This window comes from Actinomycetospora chiangmaiensis DSM 45062, assembly GCF_000379625.1.
GTDB classification, from domain to species: domain Bacteria; phylum Actinomycetota; class Actinomycetes; order Mycobacteriales; family Pseudonocardiaceae; genus Actinomycetospora; species Actinomycetospora chiangmaiensis.
Genome location: NZ_KB903217.1, coordinates 445,055 through 462,146, shown reverse-complemented (window position 1 = coordinate 462,146; position 17,092 = coordinate 445,055). Strand labels below are relative to the sequence as shown.

The 17,092-nt window shown below is 72.4% G+C and carries 17 protein-coding genes and 1 tRNA gene; 12 read left to right on the top strand and 6 right to left on the bottom strand.

Annotation, left to right across the window (positions count from 1 at the left end):
- Positions 1–12: 12 nt before the first annotated feature.
- The 4 genes from A3CO_RS0102295 to A3CO_RS0102280 all read left to right on the top strand — a co-directional run bounded on the left by A3CO_RS0102295 (position 13) and on the right by A3CO_RS0102280 (position 3,077).
- The gene (locus A3CO_RS0102295) at positions 13–1,077 is read left to right on the top strand and encodes an alcohol dehydrogenase catalytic domain-containing protein (RefSeq protein ID WP_018330614.1); all 1,065 of its coding nucleotides are present in this window, start codon (positions 13–15) and stop codon (positions 1,075–1,077) included.
- A 75-nt stretch (positions 1,078–1,152) separates the two neighbouring features.
- A complete protein-coding gene (locus A3CO_RS0102290; protein ID WP_018330613.1) occupies positions 1,153–1,350 on the top strand; it encodes a hypothetical protein in 198 nt (65 codons plus the stop codon).
- 130 nt (positions 1,351–1,480) lie between these two features.
- Positions 1,481–2,071, top strand: a complete 591-nt coding sequence (locus A3CO_RS0102285) for a YdeI/OmpD-associated family protein (protein WP_018330612.1) — start codon at positions 1,481–1,483, stop codon at positions 2,069–2,071.
- Positions 2,064–3,077 (top strand): patatin-like phospholipase family protein, encoded by a 1,014-nt coding sequence (locus A3CO_RS0102280; protein WP_018330611.1) that lies wholly within the window; start codon positions 2,064–2,066, stop codon positions 3,075–3,077. Before A3CO_RS0102285 ends, A3CO_RS0102280 begins: the two co-directional genes overlap by 8 nt.
- A gap of 8 nt (positions 3,078–3,085) precedes the next feature.
- Here A3CO_RS0102280 and A3CO_RS0102275 read toward each other — a convergent pair.
- A tRNA-Lys gene (locus A3CO_RS0102275) sits at positions 3,086–3,158 on the bottom strand.
- Positions 3,159–3,267: 109 nt separating this feature from the next.
- Positions 3,268–3,636 carry a hypothetical protein gene (locus A3CO_RS29670; RefSeq protein WP_051085797.1) on the bottom strand — a complete coding sequence of 123 codons (369 nt, stop codon included), beginning with the start codon at positions 3,634–3,636 and terminating at the stop codon, positions 3,268–3,270.
- A 390-nt stretch (positions 3,637–4,026) separates the two neighbouring features.
- On the opposite strand from A3CO_RS29670, the gene A3CO_RS0102265 reads away from it, so the two are divergent.
- Entirely contained in the window at positions 4,027–4,503 is a 477-nt protein-coding gene (locus A3CO_RS0102265; RefSeq protein WP_018330609.1) for a L,D-transpeptidase, read from the top strand.
- Positions 4,504–4,523: 20 nt separating this feature from the next.
- A complete protein-coding gene (locus A3CO_RS35220; RefSeq protein WP_018330608.1) occupies positions 4,524–4,916 on the top strand; it encodes a hypothetical protein in 393 nt (130 codons plus the stop codon).
- Positions 4,917–5,254: 338 nt separating this feature from the next.
- On the opposite strand, the gene A3CO_RS0102255 is transcribed toward A3CO_RS35220, so the two are convergent.
- Positions 5,255–6,289, bottom strand: a complete 1,035-nt coding sequence (locus A3CO_RS0102255) for a PHP domain-containing protein (protein ID WP_018330607.1) — start codon at positions 6,287–6,289, stop codon at positions 5,255–5,257.
- Positions 6,290–6,376: 87 nt separating this feature from the next.
- Here A3CO_RS0102255 and A3CO_RS0102250 point away from each other — a divergent pair, with 87 nt between their 5' ends.
- The 6 genes from A3CO_RS0102250 (at position 6,377) to phoU (ending at position 14,137) form a co-directional block, all read left to right on the top strand.
- On the top strand, positions 6,377–7,978 hold the full coding sequence (locus A3CO_RS0102250; protein ID WP_018330606.1) for a Rieske 2Fe-2S domain-containing protein: 1,602 nt from the start codon (positions 6,377–6,379) through the stop codon (positions 7,976–7,978).
- Between the two features lie 138 nt (positions 7,979–8,116).
- Positions 8,117–9,244 (top strand): tRNA dihydrouridine synthase DusB, encoded by a 1,128-nt coding sequence (dusB, locus tag A3CO_RS0102245; protein WP_026204208.1) that lies wholly within the window; start codon positions 8,117–8,119, stop codon positions 9,242–9,244.
- 5 nt (positions 9,245–9,249) lie between these two features.
- Positions 9,250–9,714, top strand: coding sequence for a hypothetical protein (locus A3CO_RS29660; RefSeq protein WP_018330604.1), 465 nt, complete (start codon positions 9,250–9,252; stop codon positions 9,712–9,714).
- A 266-nt stretch (positions 9,715–9,980) separates the two neighbouring features.
- Positions 9,981–10,931 carry a GGDEF domain-containing protein gene (locus A3CO_RS29655; RefSeq protein WP_245561408.1) on the top strand — a complete coding sequence of 317 codons (951 nt, stop codon included), beginning with the start codon at positions 9,981–9,983 and terminating at the stop codon, positions 10,929–10,931.
- An 831-nt stretch (positions 10,932–11,762) separates the two neighbouring features.
- Positions 11,763–13,400 carry an LCP family protein gene (locus A3CO_RS29650; RefSeq protein ID WP_018330601.1) on the top strand — a complete coding sequence of 546 codons (1,638 nt, stop codon included), beginning with the start codon at positions 11,763–11,765 and terminating at the stop codon, positions 13,398–13,400.
- Between the two features lie 80 nt (positions 13,401–13,480).
- Positions 13,481–14,137 (top strand): phosphate signaling complex protein PhoU, encoded by a 657-nt coding sequence (phoU, locus tag A3CO_RS0102220; protein WP_018330600.1) that lies wholly within the window; start codon positions 13,481–13,483, stop codon positions 14,135–14,137.
- Positions 14,138–14,303: 166 nt separating this feature from the next.
- Here phoU and pstB read toward each other — a convergent pair whose 3' ends face one another.
- From pstB to pstC, 3 genes are read right to left on the bottom strand one after another with little or no spacing between them, the layout of a single operon-like run.
- Complete coding sequence (gene pstB / locus A3CO_RS0102215) at positions 14,304–15,080, bottom strand: phosphate ABC transporter ATP-binding protein PstB (RefSeq protein WP_018330599.1); 777 nt, start codon at positions 15,078–15,080, stop codon at positions 14,304–14,306.
- Between the two features lie 8 nt (positions 15,081–15,088).
- Complete coding sequence (pstA, locus tag A3CO_RS0102210; RefSeq protein WP_018330598.1) at positions 15,089–16,000, bottom strand: phosphate ABC transporter permease PstA; 912 nt, start codon at positions 15,998–16,000, stop codon at positions 15,089–15,091.
- On the bottom strand, positions 16,000–17,085 hold the full coding sequence (gene pstC, locus A3CO_RS0102205; protein WP_018330597.1) for a phosphate ABC transporter permease subunit PstC: 1,086 nt from the start codon (positions 17,083–17,085) through the stop codon (positions 16,000–16,002). The genes pstA and pstC overlap by 1 nt, the downstream gene beginning before the upstream one ends.
- Positions 17,086–17,092 lie beyond the last annotated feature (7 nt).

The window sequence follows — 17,092 nt, the reverse complement described above, 5'->3', positions numbered from 1 at the left end:
GGAGGCCACCGAATGGCCGACACCATGAAGGCTCTCGCCATCCTCGGACAGGGCAAGGTCGGACTGATCGAGCGGGAGATCCCGACGGCGGGTCCGGGTGAGGCGGTCGTGAAGACCACGGCCGCGTTGATCTGCACCTCCGACGTCCACACCGTGGCGGGGCTGCTCCCGGTGCCCGACGGCCGCCTGCTCGGGCACGAGAGCGTCGGCGTGGTGCACGAGATCGGGGCCGGGGTGACGTCGGTGCAGGTCGGGGACCGGGTAGCGGTCAACGCAGTGACCCCCGACGGCACCTGCGACAACTGCCAGGCCGGCTACACCTCGCAGTGCCGCGGGGCGCTCGGCGGCTACCGGTTCACCGTCCAGAAGGACGGCAACATGGCGGAGTACTTCCACGTCAACGACGCCGACTACAACCTCGCGCCGATCCCGCAGGGCCTGTCCGACGAGGCCGCGGTCTACGCCTGCGACATGCTCTCCACCGGCATCATCGGTGCCGAGAACGCGAACATCCCGGTCGGCGGGACCGTTGCGATCTTCGCCCAGGGTGCGGTCGGGCTCTCCGCGACGATCGGGGCGAAGCTGCGCGGCGCCGGGCTCGTCATCACCGTCGAGGGCATCCCGAACCGGCAGGAGATGTCGCGCCGGTTCGGCGCGGACGTGGTGATCGACCCGTCGTCGGGGAACGTGGCGGAGCAGATCCTCGAGCTCACCGGCGGCGCCGGCGCGGACTCCACCGTGGAGGCGCTGGGCAACCAGGTCACGTTCGAGGCCGCGCTCTACGCCACCGCGCCGGGCGGGACGTTGTCGAACGTCGGCTACCACGGGGAGTCGGGCCCGACGGTGACGATGCCGCTCGACGCGTGGGGCCTCGGGATGGCGGGCAAGAAGATCGTCACGGACCTCTGCCCCGGCGGCCGGCTGCGCATGGAGCGCCTCATGCGGCTGATGGCGAACGGCAAGATCGACCCGACCCCGATGACCACCCACCGGATGGGCATCGACCAGGTGGAGGAGGCCTTCGACATGATGACCCACAAGCGCGACGGGATCATCAAGCCGCTGATCACCTTCTGACCCGACCCGGTGGTGTGAGGAGCGCCCGGCCCGTCGGAGCCGGCCGGGCGTCCGCGCGCGACCTACCGTGCGGACGTGATCGAGTACCCGCGCCCCGAACCCCGTCCCGCCACGCTGCTCGAGCGGCTGACGGGCGCGGGGATCGGGGAGGAGCGGGCGCGTGCCACGATCGTCTCCGGTGGCGTGCGGGTCGCCGGTCATGAGGAGCCGGTGACCGACCCGGAGGCGTCCGTGCCGTGGCCGACGGCGTGGGAGCTGCTGCCGTCGTCGTGACCAGGTGCCGGCCGGCGGGGGGCTGGACCGGACCGGTCGGACTCGCGATCCTCTGACCCGTGACTGTCGACCCCACGGCACGCACCCGGTCCGTGCCGATCCTCGTCGCCGCCCGCGGCCCCGACCTGCCATGACCGAGGACCTCCCCCGCGTGCAGGTGGAGTCCCGCGAGCAGTGGCGGGCCTGGCTCGCCGAGCACCACGCCACGAGCTCGGGAATCTGGCTGGTCACCTGGAAGAAGGGCCACGGCCCCGCCCTGACCTACGACGAGATCGTCGACGAGGCGCTGTGCGTCGGCTGGGTCGACAGTCAGCCGCGCACCGTCGACGAGGGTCGCAGTCGCCGGCTGCTGACCCCGCGGCGGCCGGGCAGCAACTGGTCGCGGGTGAACAAGGAACGCGTCGAGCGCCTGACGGCCGCCGGCCTGATGCTCCCGGCCGGTCTGGCGGCGGTGGAGCGGGCCCGCGCCGACGGCACGTGGACCGCACTCGACGCCGTCGAGAACCTCACCGAGCCGGACGACCTGCGGGCGGCGCTCGACGCCGTCCCCACGGCGCGCTCGCAGTGGGAAGGCTTCCCGCGCTCCGCCCGTCGCGCGATCCTGGAGTGGATCCAGGCTGCGAGGACCGCCCCGACGCGGACGCGCCGGATCGATCAGACCGTCAGCGAGGCCGCCGTGGGGCGCCGCGCGAACCAGTGGCGGCAGCCGAAGGGTGGGTGACCCCGACGTGGGTGCGGCGAAGGACCCGATCGACCTCGTCCTCCAGGGCGGCGGGGTGAAGGGGATCGCGTTGGTCGGCGCGGTCGACCGGCTGCTGGAGCGCTTCGAGGTCCGGCGGGTGGGCGGCACGTCGGCGGGCGCGATCGTGGCCGCCCTGATCGCCGCCGGCTACTCCCGCGAGGAGCTGCGGGAAGCGATGGGCGAGTTGCGCTACGACCGCGTCCCCGACCCGGTCCTTCCCGTCCCCGTGCTCGGCGCGCTCGCCGGACTCGTGACGACGTCGGGCCTGTACCGGGGCGACTACATCCGGGACTGGGTCGCCGGGAAACTCGCCGCGAAGGGTGTCCGCACGTTCGCGGACCTCGTCCTCGCGCCCGACGATCTCGGCGACCCGTTCCTGCGCGGCGACCGTGGCTACCGACTCGTCGTCACCGCCACCGACATCACCCGCGGGCAGGGCCTGCGCCTGCCCTGGGACTACCGGACGGCGTTCGCGGTCGACCCCGCCGAGCAGCTCGTCGCCGACGCGGTGCGCATGTCGCTGTCGATCCCGGTGTTCTTCCGACCGGTCAGGATGTCCGGCGCCGGTGGTGAGACGTACGAGGTCGTCGACGGCGGTGTGATGAGCAACTTCCCGGTGCAGATGTTCGACCGGCAGGACGGACAGCAGCCACGGTGGCCGACGCTCGGCGCCGGCGTGATCGAGGACCTGCCGCGTGCCGTCGACACGCTCGTCCCGGGCCTGCCCGTTCCCCGGTGCGGAGCGCTCGGGGTCCTGGTCTCCAGCGTCGTCACCGCCGTCGTCGGGAATGACCAGACCTACCTCGCCGAGCCCCGCAACGCCGAACGCGTCTTCCGGGCCGACACGAGATCGGTCGGAGCCGTCGACTTCTGGCTCGACCGCCGGGCGCGGGACGAGCTGACGGAGAGCGGCGAGCTCGCGGCCGAGACGTTCCTCCGGCGCTGGAGCTGGGACGGCTACCGCGACCGCTTCCACCCGCGGTGAGCAGCCGGTGGGCCCCGTGGGACTCGAACCCACAACCAGCGGATTAAAAGTCCGATGCTCTGCCCATTGAGCTAGAGGCCCGCTGGTCGCGAGCCTAGCTGGGACGGCGTGCGGTCGGCACAGCTGCTCGACCCGTCCCGACCACAGGTCGGTGGCCGATCCGTGTCACCCCACGCGTCGGAGGAGCCGTTCACGCATCCGCGGCGGCACGCCCCGCCCGGGAGCGCCCCAACGCCGGGGCGACCAGCACGATCCCGATCAGGGTCGCGACGAGGAGGACCACCCCGGTCACGAGGATGCCCCCGGACACGCCGTCGAGGAACGCGGGCACCACCTGCAGCGCCGAGAGCACGCGGACGACGACCGCGCCCCACAGCGCGCCCCGGGAGCGGCGGAACCCCCACACCGCGAGGAACAACCACGTCAGGACGCCGAGCACGATGGAGAGAGCGTCCACGAAGGGCGGCGCCTGGGGTGGCGCCGGAGTCAGCCACGGACTCAGGACGTCCAGCAGCCCCAGCACCGCCAACACGACCACGCCGATCTCGACACGCCTCATCACGACCCCCTCGTTCGCAGGACTCAGCGTCCGACGCGGCCGGGCCGGTGTCTGCCGTAGTCCACTACGGCACCGTTCGCCCACTGGGCGCACTCGCCGCCCCGCTCGGCGCCGGCACCGACCCGACGTCGGGAAGGGGGATCCGGACACCGCACGCAGGTCGCCCCCGCCTCCTCCACCTGAGCACCACGACCCGTGCACCCTTCGGCGGAGAGCAGGCTCACGACGGCACGAATCACGGCTGTCGTCGCAGGTCAGACGGGTCGCGGCCGCTCGGATGCATCAAAGCGTCACACAACTCTGCGTGACCGTACCGATCGCGATCGGTGACATGACCGAGACGTATGGTCGCCCCCGCAACGCCCTACGACCGTCGGGAAAGGACACGAGTTGGGTCGTCATCAGGAGCACTCCGAGCGCCGTCGTCTCGTCCGGACGGCACTCGCCGCCGCCGTCATCGGCGTCGGGGTGCTGTCGGCGGCCGTGCCCGCCCTCGCCGCCCCGGCCGCCGGAGCGCCGCCCTGCGCGGTCACCGCGAAGGCCTGCGTGAGCATCTCGCAGCAGAAGGCGTGGATCGGCGACGGCAAGGGGACGCTGGTCCGCGGTCCGGTCCCGGTGACGACGGGTGGGCCGGGGAACGAGACCCCGACCGGCGTCTTCCACGTGATGTGGAAGGACCAGTACCACCACTCGCGCGAGTACAACCAGGCGCCGATGCCGTACTCGGTGTTCTTCGCGCCGGGCGACGCCTTCCACGGCGGCAGCCTGCAGCGTGCCTCCGCCGGGTGCGTGCACCTCGGCGACGACGACTCCAAGGCGTTCTTCGACTTCCTGCAGGTCAACGACGAGGTCCAGATCCTCCCGTAAACGCGTTAGGAGGCCACGCGATGTCGATGGCCCTGGTCATGTCCGAGATGCCCGACCTGGTCCGCCGGGTCCTGGCCGAGCACGTGCCCGACGCCGCCGGACGCTGCGGCGGCTGCCGCGACACGGCGGGGCGGACCGCGTCGTGGCCCTGCCAGACCTACCGGGTCGCGCAGGAGGCGCAGTGGGTCGGGCAGGGCAACCTGCCGGGCACCGGCCCGCACGGTCCGGTCGTGCCGGGGTCGGCGCGCCCGGAGCGCCCCCGCCGGCGTGCCGAGGCGCCGTACTCCTACGACGCCCCGCCGACCGGGGACACCCCGGCCATCGCCGGCACCGGCGGCCGCCGCCGTCGTCGGGAGGGCGACGCCATACCGTTCCCGACGACGGGTGGGCACGCGCGCCACGCCGCGCTGTGAACACCCGTGAGCACTTTCAGTCGCCATGGCCACCGAAAGTGCTCACGAGCGCGAAGCGCACATGGAAAACCCCCGGAGCATGCTTCCCTCGAACGGCGTTCGAGGGGCTCGGATGGACAACTCCGAGCGCTCCGGGGGTCCGGTGTCCGTCGGGAATTCACCAGCTGACGTGTCCGCCCTCGCGGAGGGGGAGCCGGTCAATCCACGACCTGACGTCGGCTAGCTGACGGACACCTCACGAGTCCTGTCGTTCATCAACGTCGGACCACCTCCTCTCCCATGTACCCACCACGCTAAGCGCGGATCCGCTGATCCGCAAACGACTTCATCCGCGCAGGTCAGAGGCGGGTTCGCCACGCGAGGAGGTCGTCGACGCCCCGCGTGTTCACGATCTTGTCGACCGGTACCTCGCACTCTTCCGCCCGCTCGCAGCCGTAGGGCTGCCAGTCCAGTTGGCCGGGCGCGTGGGCGTCGGTGTCGACCACGAACTCGCACCCCGCCTCGAGCGCCTGGCGGAGGAGATCCCGCGGCGGGTCGAGCCGTTCCGGACGTGAGTTGATCTCCACGGCGACGCCGTTCTCCAGGCACGCCTCGAACACGGCCTCGGCGTCGAACGTCGACGGCGGCCGCGTGCCCCGGCCGCCCGTGACGAGCCGCCCGGTGCAGTGGCCGAGCACGTCGACGTACGGGTTCGACACCCCGCACACCATCCGCGCCGTCATCTCCTCGCTCGGCGAGCGGAGCTTCGAGTGCACGCTCGCGACGACGAGGTCGAGTTCGTCGAGCAGGTCGTCCGGCGCGTCGATCGACCCGTCCTCGAGGATGTCGACCTCGATGCCGCGCAGCAGCCGGAACGGCGCCAGCTCCTCGTTGACCGCCGCGATGACGTCGAACTGCCGACGACGACGCTCGGGCGTCAGCCCGTTCGCGACGGTCAGGTTCTGCGAGTGGTCGGTGAGCACCATCCAGGCGTGCCCGAGGTCGCGGGCCGTCCGGGCCATCTCGAGGATGTCCGACCCGCCGTCGGACCAGGTGGAGTGCGTGTGGCAGTCGCCGCGCAGCGCCGCCCGGAGCCCGACCCCACCCGCGACGGGTTCGGAGTGCTTCGCGGCGAGCTCTTCCACCGCCGACGACGTCCCCGTCGCCACCACCTCGGCCACCACGCCCGCCGTCTTCCTGCCCACTCCTTTGAGATCGGTGAGCGTGCCGGCGGCGGCGCGGGCCGCGACCTCGTCCGGCGACAGTTCGGCCAACCGGTCGGCCGCCGTGCGGTACGCCTTCACCCGATAGGTGTCGGCCCGCTCACGCTCGTAGTAGAACGCGACGGCTCGCAGGGCGGCGATCGGGTCACCGTCGACGGGGAGTCGGGTCACGGGGTCTGGATACCCCACCCGGGAGGCCCCCGTGTCGCGCCGACGCGGACAATCGGGAGCAGCTGTCGAGCTGGAGGAGGTCTGCTGGTGCGGGTCACCGGAACCGGACACGCCGGGATGCGCTTCGAGACGACGGGCGGCAGCGTGCTGTGCGACCCGTGGACCAACCCGACGTTCTTCGCGTCGTGGGTCCCGTTCCCCGACAACACGGCGCTCGACTGGGCCGCGCTCGGGCAGTGCGACTACCTCTACGTCTCCCACCTGCACCGCGACCACTTCGACGCCGAGAACCTCGCCGAGAACGTCTCGAAGGACGCGCGGGTGCTGCTGCCCGACTTCCCCACCGACGAGCTCGAGAACGAGCTGCGCGACCTCGGCTTCCGCCACTTCGTGCGCACCCGCACCTCCGAGCCGGTCGAGCTCGACGGCGGCCTGCGCATCATGATCACCTCGCTCAAGGGCCCGGGCGACGGCCCGATCGGCGACTCGGCGCTCTCGCTCGACGACGGCACCGCGCGGGTGGTCAACCAGAACGACGCGCACCCGCTCGACATCCCCGAACTCCTCGGGTTCGGAGCCTACGACGCGCACTTCACGCAGTTCTCCGGCGCGATCTGGTGGCCGATGGTCTACGAGCTGCCCGAGGCCGCCAAGCGCGAGTTCGCCCGCCGCAAGCGCATCGGGCAGGAGGACCGCGCGATGCGTTACATCCGCGAGGTCGGCGCCCCGAACATCTTCCCGACGGCGGGTCCGCCCTGCTTCCTCGACGACGAACTCTTCCGCTGGAACGGCCTGGGCTACGACGGCGTCGAGGGCCAGTCGATCTTCACCGACCAGTGGGAGTTCCTCGGTCGGATGCGCGAGCTGGGCAACTCCGCCGGATCCCAGCAGCAGGGCCACCTGCTGCTGCCGGGGACGACGGCGGAGATCGAGGGACCCGTCGTCCGGAACCTGACGCACCCGATGGCCGACGCCGAGGTCGAGCGCATCTTCATCGACAAGGAGAACTACCTCCGGGAATTCGCCGAGCGCGCCCGCCCGACGATCGCGGCGCAGAAGGCCGCCTGGTCGGCGCCCCAGCCGGACATCCTGCGCCAACTCAAGGAGTGGATCGAGCCGCTGATGAAGCGCGCCGACCACATGTGTGACGGCATCGGCGGCGTGGTCCGCATGGACCTCACCGGCATGCCCGCCGACACCCCGGGCGTCGACGAGGAGGGGACGCTCGCGCTGGCCTTCGACTTCGCCGGCCGCGAGATCCGGACCTACGACGGCGAGCAGGCCCGCTACCGCTGGACCATCCCGGCCACCCTGGTCCAGACCAACGTCGACACCGGCGAGGTCGACTGGTCGAACTCGCTGTTCCTCTCGGTGCGCTTCGCCGCGACCCGCGTCGGCCAGTACAACGAGTACCTCTACACGTTCTTCAAGTGTCTGTCCGAGGAGCGGATGGACTACGTGGAGAACTGGTACGACGCCGCGAACGACGACGGCCGCGACATCGAGCTCGACGGCTGGAAGGTCCAGGCCCGCTGCCCGCACCTCTCGGCCGACCTGTCGAAGTTCGGTGCCGTCGACGGCGACGTGCTCACCTGCACGCTCCACAACTGGAAGTTCAACCTCGCCACCGGCCGCTGCCTCACCAGCGCCGGCCACGAGATCCGCGCCGAGAAGCTCACCTCCGACTGACCGAAGGGCCCCGTCGCCCGGATGAATGGGCGACGGGCGCCCTCGGCCGCCGGGCGGTCGAGCAGGCGGGGGCGTCCACGGCCCGCCTCCCCGGGCGAAGGACCCCTTCGCCCGGGACGGGCCGACCCGGCGCGCACAATGGGGATTGTGAAGCCCCTCCGCATCGGTCCGCACGAGCTGGCCGCCCCGGTCGTGCTGGCGCCGATGGCCGGCGTCACGAACCCGCCGTTCCGCCGTCTGTGCCGCGAGCAGGGCGCCGGGCTCTACGTGTGCGAGATGATCACCGCGCGGGCGCTCGTGGAACGCCACCCCGGCACCGCCGAGATGATCGCGTTCGACGACGACGAGTCGCCACGCTCGATGCAGCTCTACGGAGTCGACCCGGTGACGATCGGCCGCGCCGTCGAACGGATCGTCGCCGAGGACCTCGCCGACCACGTCGACCTGAACTTCGGCTGCCCCGTGCCGAAGGTGACCCGACGCGGGGGTGGTGCCGCGCTGCCCTACAAACGGCGGCTCTTCGAGTCGATCGTGCGCACCGCCGTGCGGGCGGCCGGTCCGCTGCCGCTGACGGTCAAGATGCGCATCGGCATCGACGACGACCACGTCACGTTCCTCGACGCCGGGCGCATCGCGGCCGCCGAGGGCGCCGCCGCGGTCGCCCTGCACGCCCGCACCGCCGCCCAGCGCTACTCCGGCCAGGCCGACTGGAGCCGGATCGCCGAGCTGCGCGAGGCCGTGCCCGCCGAGGTCCCGGTGCTCGGCAACGGCGACATCTTCGCCGCCGACGACGCGCTGGCCATGGTCGAGAAGACCGGGTGCGACGGCGTCGTCGTCGGCCGGGGCTGCCTGGGGCGCCCCTGGCTGTTCGGCGAGCTGGAGGCGGCGTTCGCGGGCCGGGAGCGGCCGACCCCGCCGACACTGGGCCAGGTCGCCGGCGTCATGCGCCGCCACGTCGAGCTGCTCATCGCCCACCACGGCGAGCGCAAGGGCGTCCGCGACTCCCGCAAGCACATGTCCTGGTACCTCCACGGCTTCGCGGTCGGGTCCGAGGTGCGCCGCGAGCTCGGCATGATCGACGGACTCGAGCGGCTCGACGAGCTGCTCGCGCGCCTCGAGGCCGACCAGCCGTTCCCACCCGACGCCGACGGCCCGCGCGGCCGACAGGGCTCGCCGGGCCACGTGACCCTGCCCGAGGGCTGGCTCGACGACCCCGAGGACGCCACCGTGCCCGCCGGCGCGGACGTCATGCACTCCGGCGGCTGAGCCGCGTGCGCGCCGCCGGCGTGGTCCTCGCGGTCGTCCTGACGGCGGGTCTCGCCGGCTGCGGGACGGTCGTGCCCGGGACGCCCCGGGCGGCCGCGGTCCCGACGACCGACCGCGCGCTCATCGACGCCTATGTGGACGCCTCGAACCGTGCCGCCACGGCGGGCCCCCGCGCCCAGGCGGACTTCCTGCGCGCCACGCAGGCCGACGGGGTGCCGTTCCCGCCCGACCGCTGCTTCGGGCAGCTCACGCTCGACACGCGGCTCGTGGCCCGAACCCTGCGACCCGACCCGGACTGGCGACCGCCCGCGACACTGCCCCAGACCGGCCGACCCGAGGGCGCCGTCTACGTCGCGGCCGCGGCCGTGACCGTCCGCCAGGGCACCGCGGAGGTCCGCGAGGACGTCGGTTCGAAGCACTTCGTGATCCGGGACACGCACGTGACCAGCTACGCTCCGTGTGCTGACTGAAACTTGACAGTACGAGCGGTCACGGCGCCCGAACTTGAGCACCCGGTCGTGCGGGAATCTGGGGCCGAACGAGCAGCAGCCCGAATTCTCCACGCAGAGTCACGTCGACCGGACGGTGGATTCGGTTGGCGGGCGGGGTGCGGACGTTGCACAGCTTTCGATCCACGGCACACTGGAGGCAGGACGGGCGCGAGGACTCGAGGGAGCGGCGGGTGGTCGTGAGGGGCTCCACGGTCGGCGGATCGCCGGGCCGGGTGTCGGCGGGGGTGGCTGCGACAGCAGCGGTCACCCCGGTCGCCGAGATCCCCGGGACCGGCTCGAACCAGCCTCCTGCCAGCACCTTCGACACCGCGCCCATCGTCGGGATCGACGAGGCGCTCCGTCTCGACGCCGCCGCCCAGGACGACGGGTCCGCCCGCGCCGCTCAGGCGCGCGCCCACGAGGCGGCTGCGGAGGTCCTCGCCGACCGCGGCGACTGGCGCCGCGCCTACCAGCACCTGCGCGCCGCGATGGCGCTCGTGCACCTCGGCGACACGCCCCCGGTGCACGTGCCCGAGCAGTTACGCCGCGAAGTCGATCGTCTCCGACGCGAACGGGCCGAGGCACGCGAGCAGAGCCGCCGCGACAGTCTGACGGCGACCTGGAACCGCCGGTATCTCGACGAGCGGCTGTCCACCCTGCGTGACGGCGGGTCCGGCACGGTCTGCGTCGCCCTCGTCGACGTCGACCACTTCAAGCTCGTCAACGACACCTACGGGCACGCCATCGGCGACGCGGTGCTGCGCGCGCTCGTCGGCCTCATGCGCACCGAGATCGACGCCCGGGTCCCCGACGGTTTCTGCGCCCGCTACGGCGGCGAGGAGTTCGCGCTCGTCCTGCCCGGCCCGGCCGACGCCGACGCGGTCGAGCTGTGCGAGGCCGTCCGCGCGCGCATCGAGTCGCACGACTGGGCCGCCGTCGCCCCGGAACTCCGTGTCACCGCGAGCTTCGGGCTGGCCTGCCTCTCCCCCGACGACGAGGGCGGGACCTGCGACGGCCTGCTCGACCACGTCGACGAGCTGCTCTACGTCGCGAAGCGCACCGGGCGCAACGCCGTGGCCTTCCGCGACGAGGCCGGTCACGTGCGGCTGGCCGGACCGGCCGCGGGACGCCGTGGGGTCGCCGCCGTCGCCCGGGCGGTCGCCGGACCCGCCCGATCGGGTCGCCCCGCCCACTGAGCGCGGACCTCCGTGGGCCGATCCGGCCGTCTCCGTCACGATCGGGTGACGACGCTTGCCTCCCGTGATGCTGCAGAGTATGCCCGCGCGCGTCATCCGGTGAGCGGCTCTATACGATCCGTGGACCCCGGACGGTCCGCCGGTCGGGCACTCCGTCCCTGAGCACCCGGGGGTCCCGTGACCGACGACCGTGAGCGCGGCGCCGGTCCCGGCGTCCCCGCGGTCCCGTCGCCCGGAGCGGGCGTGGTCCGGACCGGGCCGCCCTCGGTGCCGACCCGGGTCGTCGTCGGGCACGGTCCGACCGATCGCCGCGGTGGCGCCGTCCCCACCATGGTGCCGCTCGCCCGCAAGCGCCCCGGCCGCCGCAGCCTGCGCCCCGCCGGGGCCGCCGCCGAGACCGAGCCGATGCGCGACCTCGTCGCGGCCGCCGTCGCCAGCGAGAGCGCGGCCGTCGCGGAGGAGCCGCGCACTCCGGGCGCCGCGCCGGCGCGGCCCACCCCGGCGCGAGAAGCGCACCAGGCAGCCCCGCAGACCCCGGAACCTGCCTCCCCTAACCCTCGCGCACCAGCACCCACCGCGCCGGCCCCGGCACCGGGCGCGCCGGCACCAGCACCGGACGCGCCGGCACCAGCACCCGCCGCGCCGGCCCCGGCACCGGCCGCCCCGGCGGCGGCCGCCCAAGCGGCCGCGGTCCGACCCGTTCCGCCGCGAGACGCACACCAGGCAGCCCCGCAGGCCGCGGAACCTGCCCCACGTCACTCTCGCGAAGCCACCGCGGCGGAACCTGCACCACGTACCGCTCGCGACACCACGCGGGCACCCCGGGCGGTCGTGGTCCCGGCCGCCCGGGAGGGCGCCACCGAGTTCGCGGCCACGTCGGCGGTGCTCGCGGGGGTCGGGCAGCAGGTGCGCACCCGCGTGGGGCCTTGGACGTGGGCGCGGTCGCTGCGCCTGGTCGCCGCCGCCATGTCGACGGTCATCGTCCTGGTGTGCGGGGTCGCGTGGGGCGCGACGTCCTGGTTCGAGGCCGCCGTCAGGAAGATCGGCGCCCTCGACCCGACGTCGGCCGCGATCATCGACCCGGCCGCGCAGGAGGGGGACCAGAACTTCCTCGTCGTCGGCTCCGACACGCGCGTGGGTGCTGCCCCGAGCGAGGACGTGGGCAACGCGACCGACGTCCCCGGCGCACGGTCGGACACGGTCATGATCGTGCACGTCCCGGCGAACCGGGCCCGGATGACGGTGGTGTCCTTCCCCCGCGACCTCGAGATCGACCGGCCGAGCTGCGAGCGCTGGGACTCGGTCTCCGGGGCCTACACGGGCGAGACGATCCCCCGCACCCCGCAGGTCAAGCTCAACTCGGCCTACCAGGTCGGCGGGCCGCGCTGCGTCACGAAGGTCGTCCAGGAGCTCTCCGGGCTCGCCGTGAACCACTTCCTCGGCGTCGACTTCTCGGGCTTCAAGGACATGGTCGACGCCGTCGAGGGCGTGCCGATCTGCATCGAGAAGCCGATGCGGGACACCGTGCTCGGGACGGTCATCCCCCGCGCCGGCACCTCGGTGCTGACCGGCGACCAGGCCCTCAACTTCGTGCGCGCCCGCCACGTCATCGGCGACCCCACCAGCGACTACGGCCGCATCGGCCGTCAGCAGATCTTCCTGTCGGCCCTGCTCCGCAAGGCGCTGTCGGCGGGGACGCTGCTCGACGTCGGGAAGCTGCGGGCCCTGGTCGACGCGGTCGGCCGCTCCACGTACGGCGAGAACATCGAGGCCGCGCAGCTGCTGTCGCTAGGCCAGTCGCTCTCCGGTCTGGACGCGCGAACGGTCACCTTCACGACGGTGCCGACGACGGGCGTCGCGAACACCCGCGGGAACGAGGTCCTCCGGGTCGCCGAGGACCGGACCCTGTTCGACGCGATCATCAACGACACCCCGTTGCCGGGGCAGCCCGGTGCGGCGCCGACCGGACCGCCCCCGGCGCCGCCCGTGCCCGCGGATCGGGTCGCGCTCCGGCTCGTCGACGCGCGCTCCGATGCCTCCTCCGGCGACGGCGGCACGGGCACCGCCCGCACCGAACTCAGCGCCTCCGGGGACGCCGGCTCCGGCGACGGGAGCGGCTCCGGCTTCCGCCGTGGCGGCGAGACACGCACGGTCGCGCAGCAGGGGCCCTCGGCGAGTTCCGTCGCGGGGTCGCTGCGCGGCTACGGGTTCACCGTCTCCGGCTCGGGCGCGGCCGCCGCGACCGACGCCCGTACGACGATCCGCTTCACCCCGGACCAGGCCGGCGCGGCGGCGACCCTCCGGAAGGCCGTGCCGTCCGCGGCCCTCGCCCCGAGCGCCGGCGGGGCCGCCTCGCTCGTCCTCGAGCTCGGCGACGACTTCGACGGCAAGGTCGTCGACCCGACCGCCCCGGTGCCCGCCGCGCCCCTCCCCGCGCTGGTCAACGCCGCCGACGCCACCTGCCGTTGACCAGCTCACATTCCCCGTCGTTCACCGCTGATTCATACGGGCGACGGGTGGCCGACCGGGCGTCCGCCTAGTCTGCGCCCATGCGCGCGGCCTACCACGAGAAGCTCTCGTCGCTGAACGACGAGCTCGCCCAGATGTCCCTGTTGGCCGGCGAGGCCATGAAGAAGGCCACGAGCGCACTGCTGGACGGTGACCTCGACCTGGCCGAGGAGGTCATCTCCTCCGACACCGAGATCGACGCCCTGCGCACCTCCGCCGAGGACCAGGCGTTCGGGCTGCTGGCCCTCCAGGCGCCCGTCGCGGGCGACCTGCGGTCGGTCATCGCGGCCATCCACTCCGCCGGCGACCTCGAGCGCATGGGCGACCTGGCGCTGCACGTCGCGAAGGCCGCCCGCCGACGCCACCCGGAGCTCGTGCTCCCGCAGGAGGTCGCGCCGTACTTCGCCGAGATGGGCCGCGTCGCGCTCGACCTCGCCCAGGACGCCCGCCGGGTGATCCTCGAGCGCGACATCGAGCTCGCCTTCACCATGGAGTCCGACGACGACGCCATGGACGACCTCCACCGCCACCTCTTCACGGTGATGATGACCAAGGAGTGGCCGCACGGCGTCGCCCCCGCGGTCGACGTGACCCTGCTCGGCCGCTTCTACGAGCGCTTCGCCGACCACGCGGTCGCCGTCGCCCGCCGCGTCGTCTTCATGGTCACCGGCAAGATGCCGGACCCGCCGCTGGCCTGATCGGCCGCCCCCTCGTTCCGGACGAACGGGCCCTTCGTCACGCGAGACCGTGACGAACGGCCCGTTCGTGCCTGTCCGGCCCCTGCACGACGACGGGCCCTGCCGCACCAGGTGCGGCAGGGCCCGTCGTCGTGCTGCGCCTGAGCGCTCCGTCTCCCGCGGACGATCAGCCGAAGCGGCCCGAGATGTAGTCCTCGGTCTCGCGCTCCTGCGGGTTCGAGAAGATCTTCTCGGTGTCGTCGATCTCCACGAGGTGCCCGGGCTTGCCGGTGGCCTCGAGGTTGAAGAACGCCGTCTGGTCGCTCACCCGCGCGGCCTGCTGCATGTTGTGGGTGACGATGACGATCGTGTAGTCCTTCTTGAGATCGCCGATCAGGTCCTCGATCGCCAGCGTGGAGATCGGGTCCAGGGCGGAGCAGGGCTCGTCCATGAGCAGCACGTCGGGCTGCACCGCGATCGCCCGGGCGATGCAGAGCCGCTGCTGCTGACCGCCGGAGAGGCCGCCGCCGGGCTTGTCGAGCCGGCCGGAGACCTCCTTCCAGAGGTTCGCGCCCTTGAGCGAGGCCTCGCAGACCTCGTCGAGCTTCTTCTTGTCCCGGACGCCCTGCAGCTTCAGGCCGGCGACCACGTTGTCGCGGATGGACATCGTCGGGAACGGGTTCGGGCGCTGGAACACCATGCCGATGGTGCGGCGCACGGCCACGGCGTCGGAGCCGCGGGCGTAGATGTCCTCGCCGTCGAGCTGGATCTCGCCCTCGACGCGCGCGCCCGGGATCTCCTCGTGCATGCGGTTGAGCGTCCGCAGCACCGTCGACTTCCCGCAGCCCGACGGACCGATGAACGAGGTGACGCTGCGCGGCGGGACGGACAGGTTGACGTTCTGCACGGCGTGGAAGTCGCCGTAGTAGATGTCGACGTCCTTGAGGTCGAGACGCTTGGCCACGATGGTCCTTACTTCGAGATCGCCGAGTAACGGGAGATGAGGCTGGCCGCGAGCTGGAAGACCATGACGATCAGGATCAGGGTCAGGGCGCCACCCCAGATGCGGAGCTGGCCGGCCGCCGACGGGTTCGTCGACAGCTCGGTGTAGATCAACAGCGGCAGCGATGCCTGGTTGCCCTCGAACGGGTCGAAGTTGATCGCGCGGGCGTACCCGACGAGCACCAGCACCGGGGCGGTCTCGCCCATGACGCGGGCGAACGCCAGCATGACGCCCGTGACGGTGCCCGACAGCGCCGTCGGGAGCACGATGCGCAGGATCGTCTTCCACTTCGGGATGCCCAGCGCGTAGGAGGCCTCGCGCAGCTCGTCGGGGACGAGTCGGAGCATCTCCTCGGTGTTGCGGATGACCACCGGGAGCATCAGCAGCACCAGCGCGAGCCCGACCAGGAAGCCGCTCTGCGACAGACCGCCGATCGAGATGAACAGCGCGAAGATGAACAGCGCGGCCACGATCGACGGCACCCCGGAGAGGATGTCGACCATGAAGCTCGTGATCCTGGCCAGCCGACCGCGGCCGTACTCGACCAGGTAGACCGCGGCGAAGATGCCGACCGGCACCGCGATGATCCCGGCGATCAGCGCCTGGACCAGCGTGCCGACGATCGCGTGGTAGACGCCGCCGCGGGCCTGGTCGGGGGTGACGCCCGACAGCGACTTGGTCCACCAGTCGACCGAGACGATGGCCGGGAAACCCTTGATCAGCACGCTGACCAGGAGCCACACCAGCGGGATCACGGCGATGACGAAGGCCAGCGTCACGAGCACCGTCGCGAGCTGGTTCTTCACCTTGCGCGCGGTGGACACGGCGCGGAAGGCCTCGGAGGCCGCCGGGCGCTCCGGGGCGTCGAGTGCGGCGCTCATCAGCCGTTCACCTTCCCGCCCGCGACCACACGGGCCATCGCGTTGACCACGAAGGTCAGGACGAACAGCACCAGGCCGGCCGAGATGTAGGCACCCGTGGGCAGCGGCTGGCTGAACTCCGAGGCCGCGGAGGCGATGAGCGAGGCGAACGTGTACCCGCCGTCGAACAGGCTCAGGTGCGAGGGGCTGGTCGCCGCTCGGATGACGAGGAGCACGGCGATCGTCTCGCCGAGCGCACGGCCGAGGCCGAGCATCGAGGCGGCGATGAACCCGCTGCGGCCGTAGGGCAGCACGGCCATGCGGATGACCTCCCAGCGCGTGGCGCCGAGGGCCTGCGCCGCCTCGATCTGGAAGCGGGGGGTCTGGGAGAAGACCTCGCGGGTGGTCGCCGTGACGATCGGCAGGATCATGATCGCGAGGACGATGCCGCCGGTGAAGATCGTGCCGGTGAGCACCGGCAGGTTGCCGGGCGCGAACAGGAAGATCCAGCCCAGGTAGGTCTGCAGGAAGGCCGCGATCGGCTCGATCGCCGGGGCGAGCACGAGGACGCCCCAGAGGCCGAAGACGATCGACGGGACCGCCGCGAGCAGGCCGATCACGTAGGAGAAGGGCTGGGCGAGCCGGCTCGGCGTGTACTGCGTCAGGAACAGCGCGATCCCCATGCCGATGGGCATGGCGATCACGAGCGCGAGCAGCGAGGACAGCAGCGTGACCGCGAGCAGGTCGCGGATGCCGAAGCGCAGGTTCGACGCGTCCGTGGTGTTGAACTCGGGGCTCGTGAAGAAGTTGTCGTTGTTGGCGAGCAGCGAGGGGACGGCCTGCACGATCAGGAACAGGCCGATCAGCGCGATCGCCACGACGACGACGAGACCGGAACCGGTCGTGAGTGCACGGAACACACGCTCGCCGGTCCCGCCGGAGGTCGTCCGGGAGGAGCCGGTGGTCGAGGGCTGGGTGTCGGTCACGGAGGACATGGTGGCCGACCCGGCCGGACGATCCTGGGTCGCAGGATCGTCCGACGGGGCCCGCTGTGTGGTGCGTTCGCTCACGGTGTTCGGTTCCGCCTCGTCGCCGTCGGGGGTCACGCGTCAG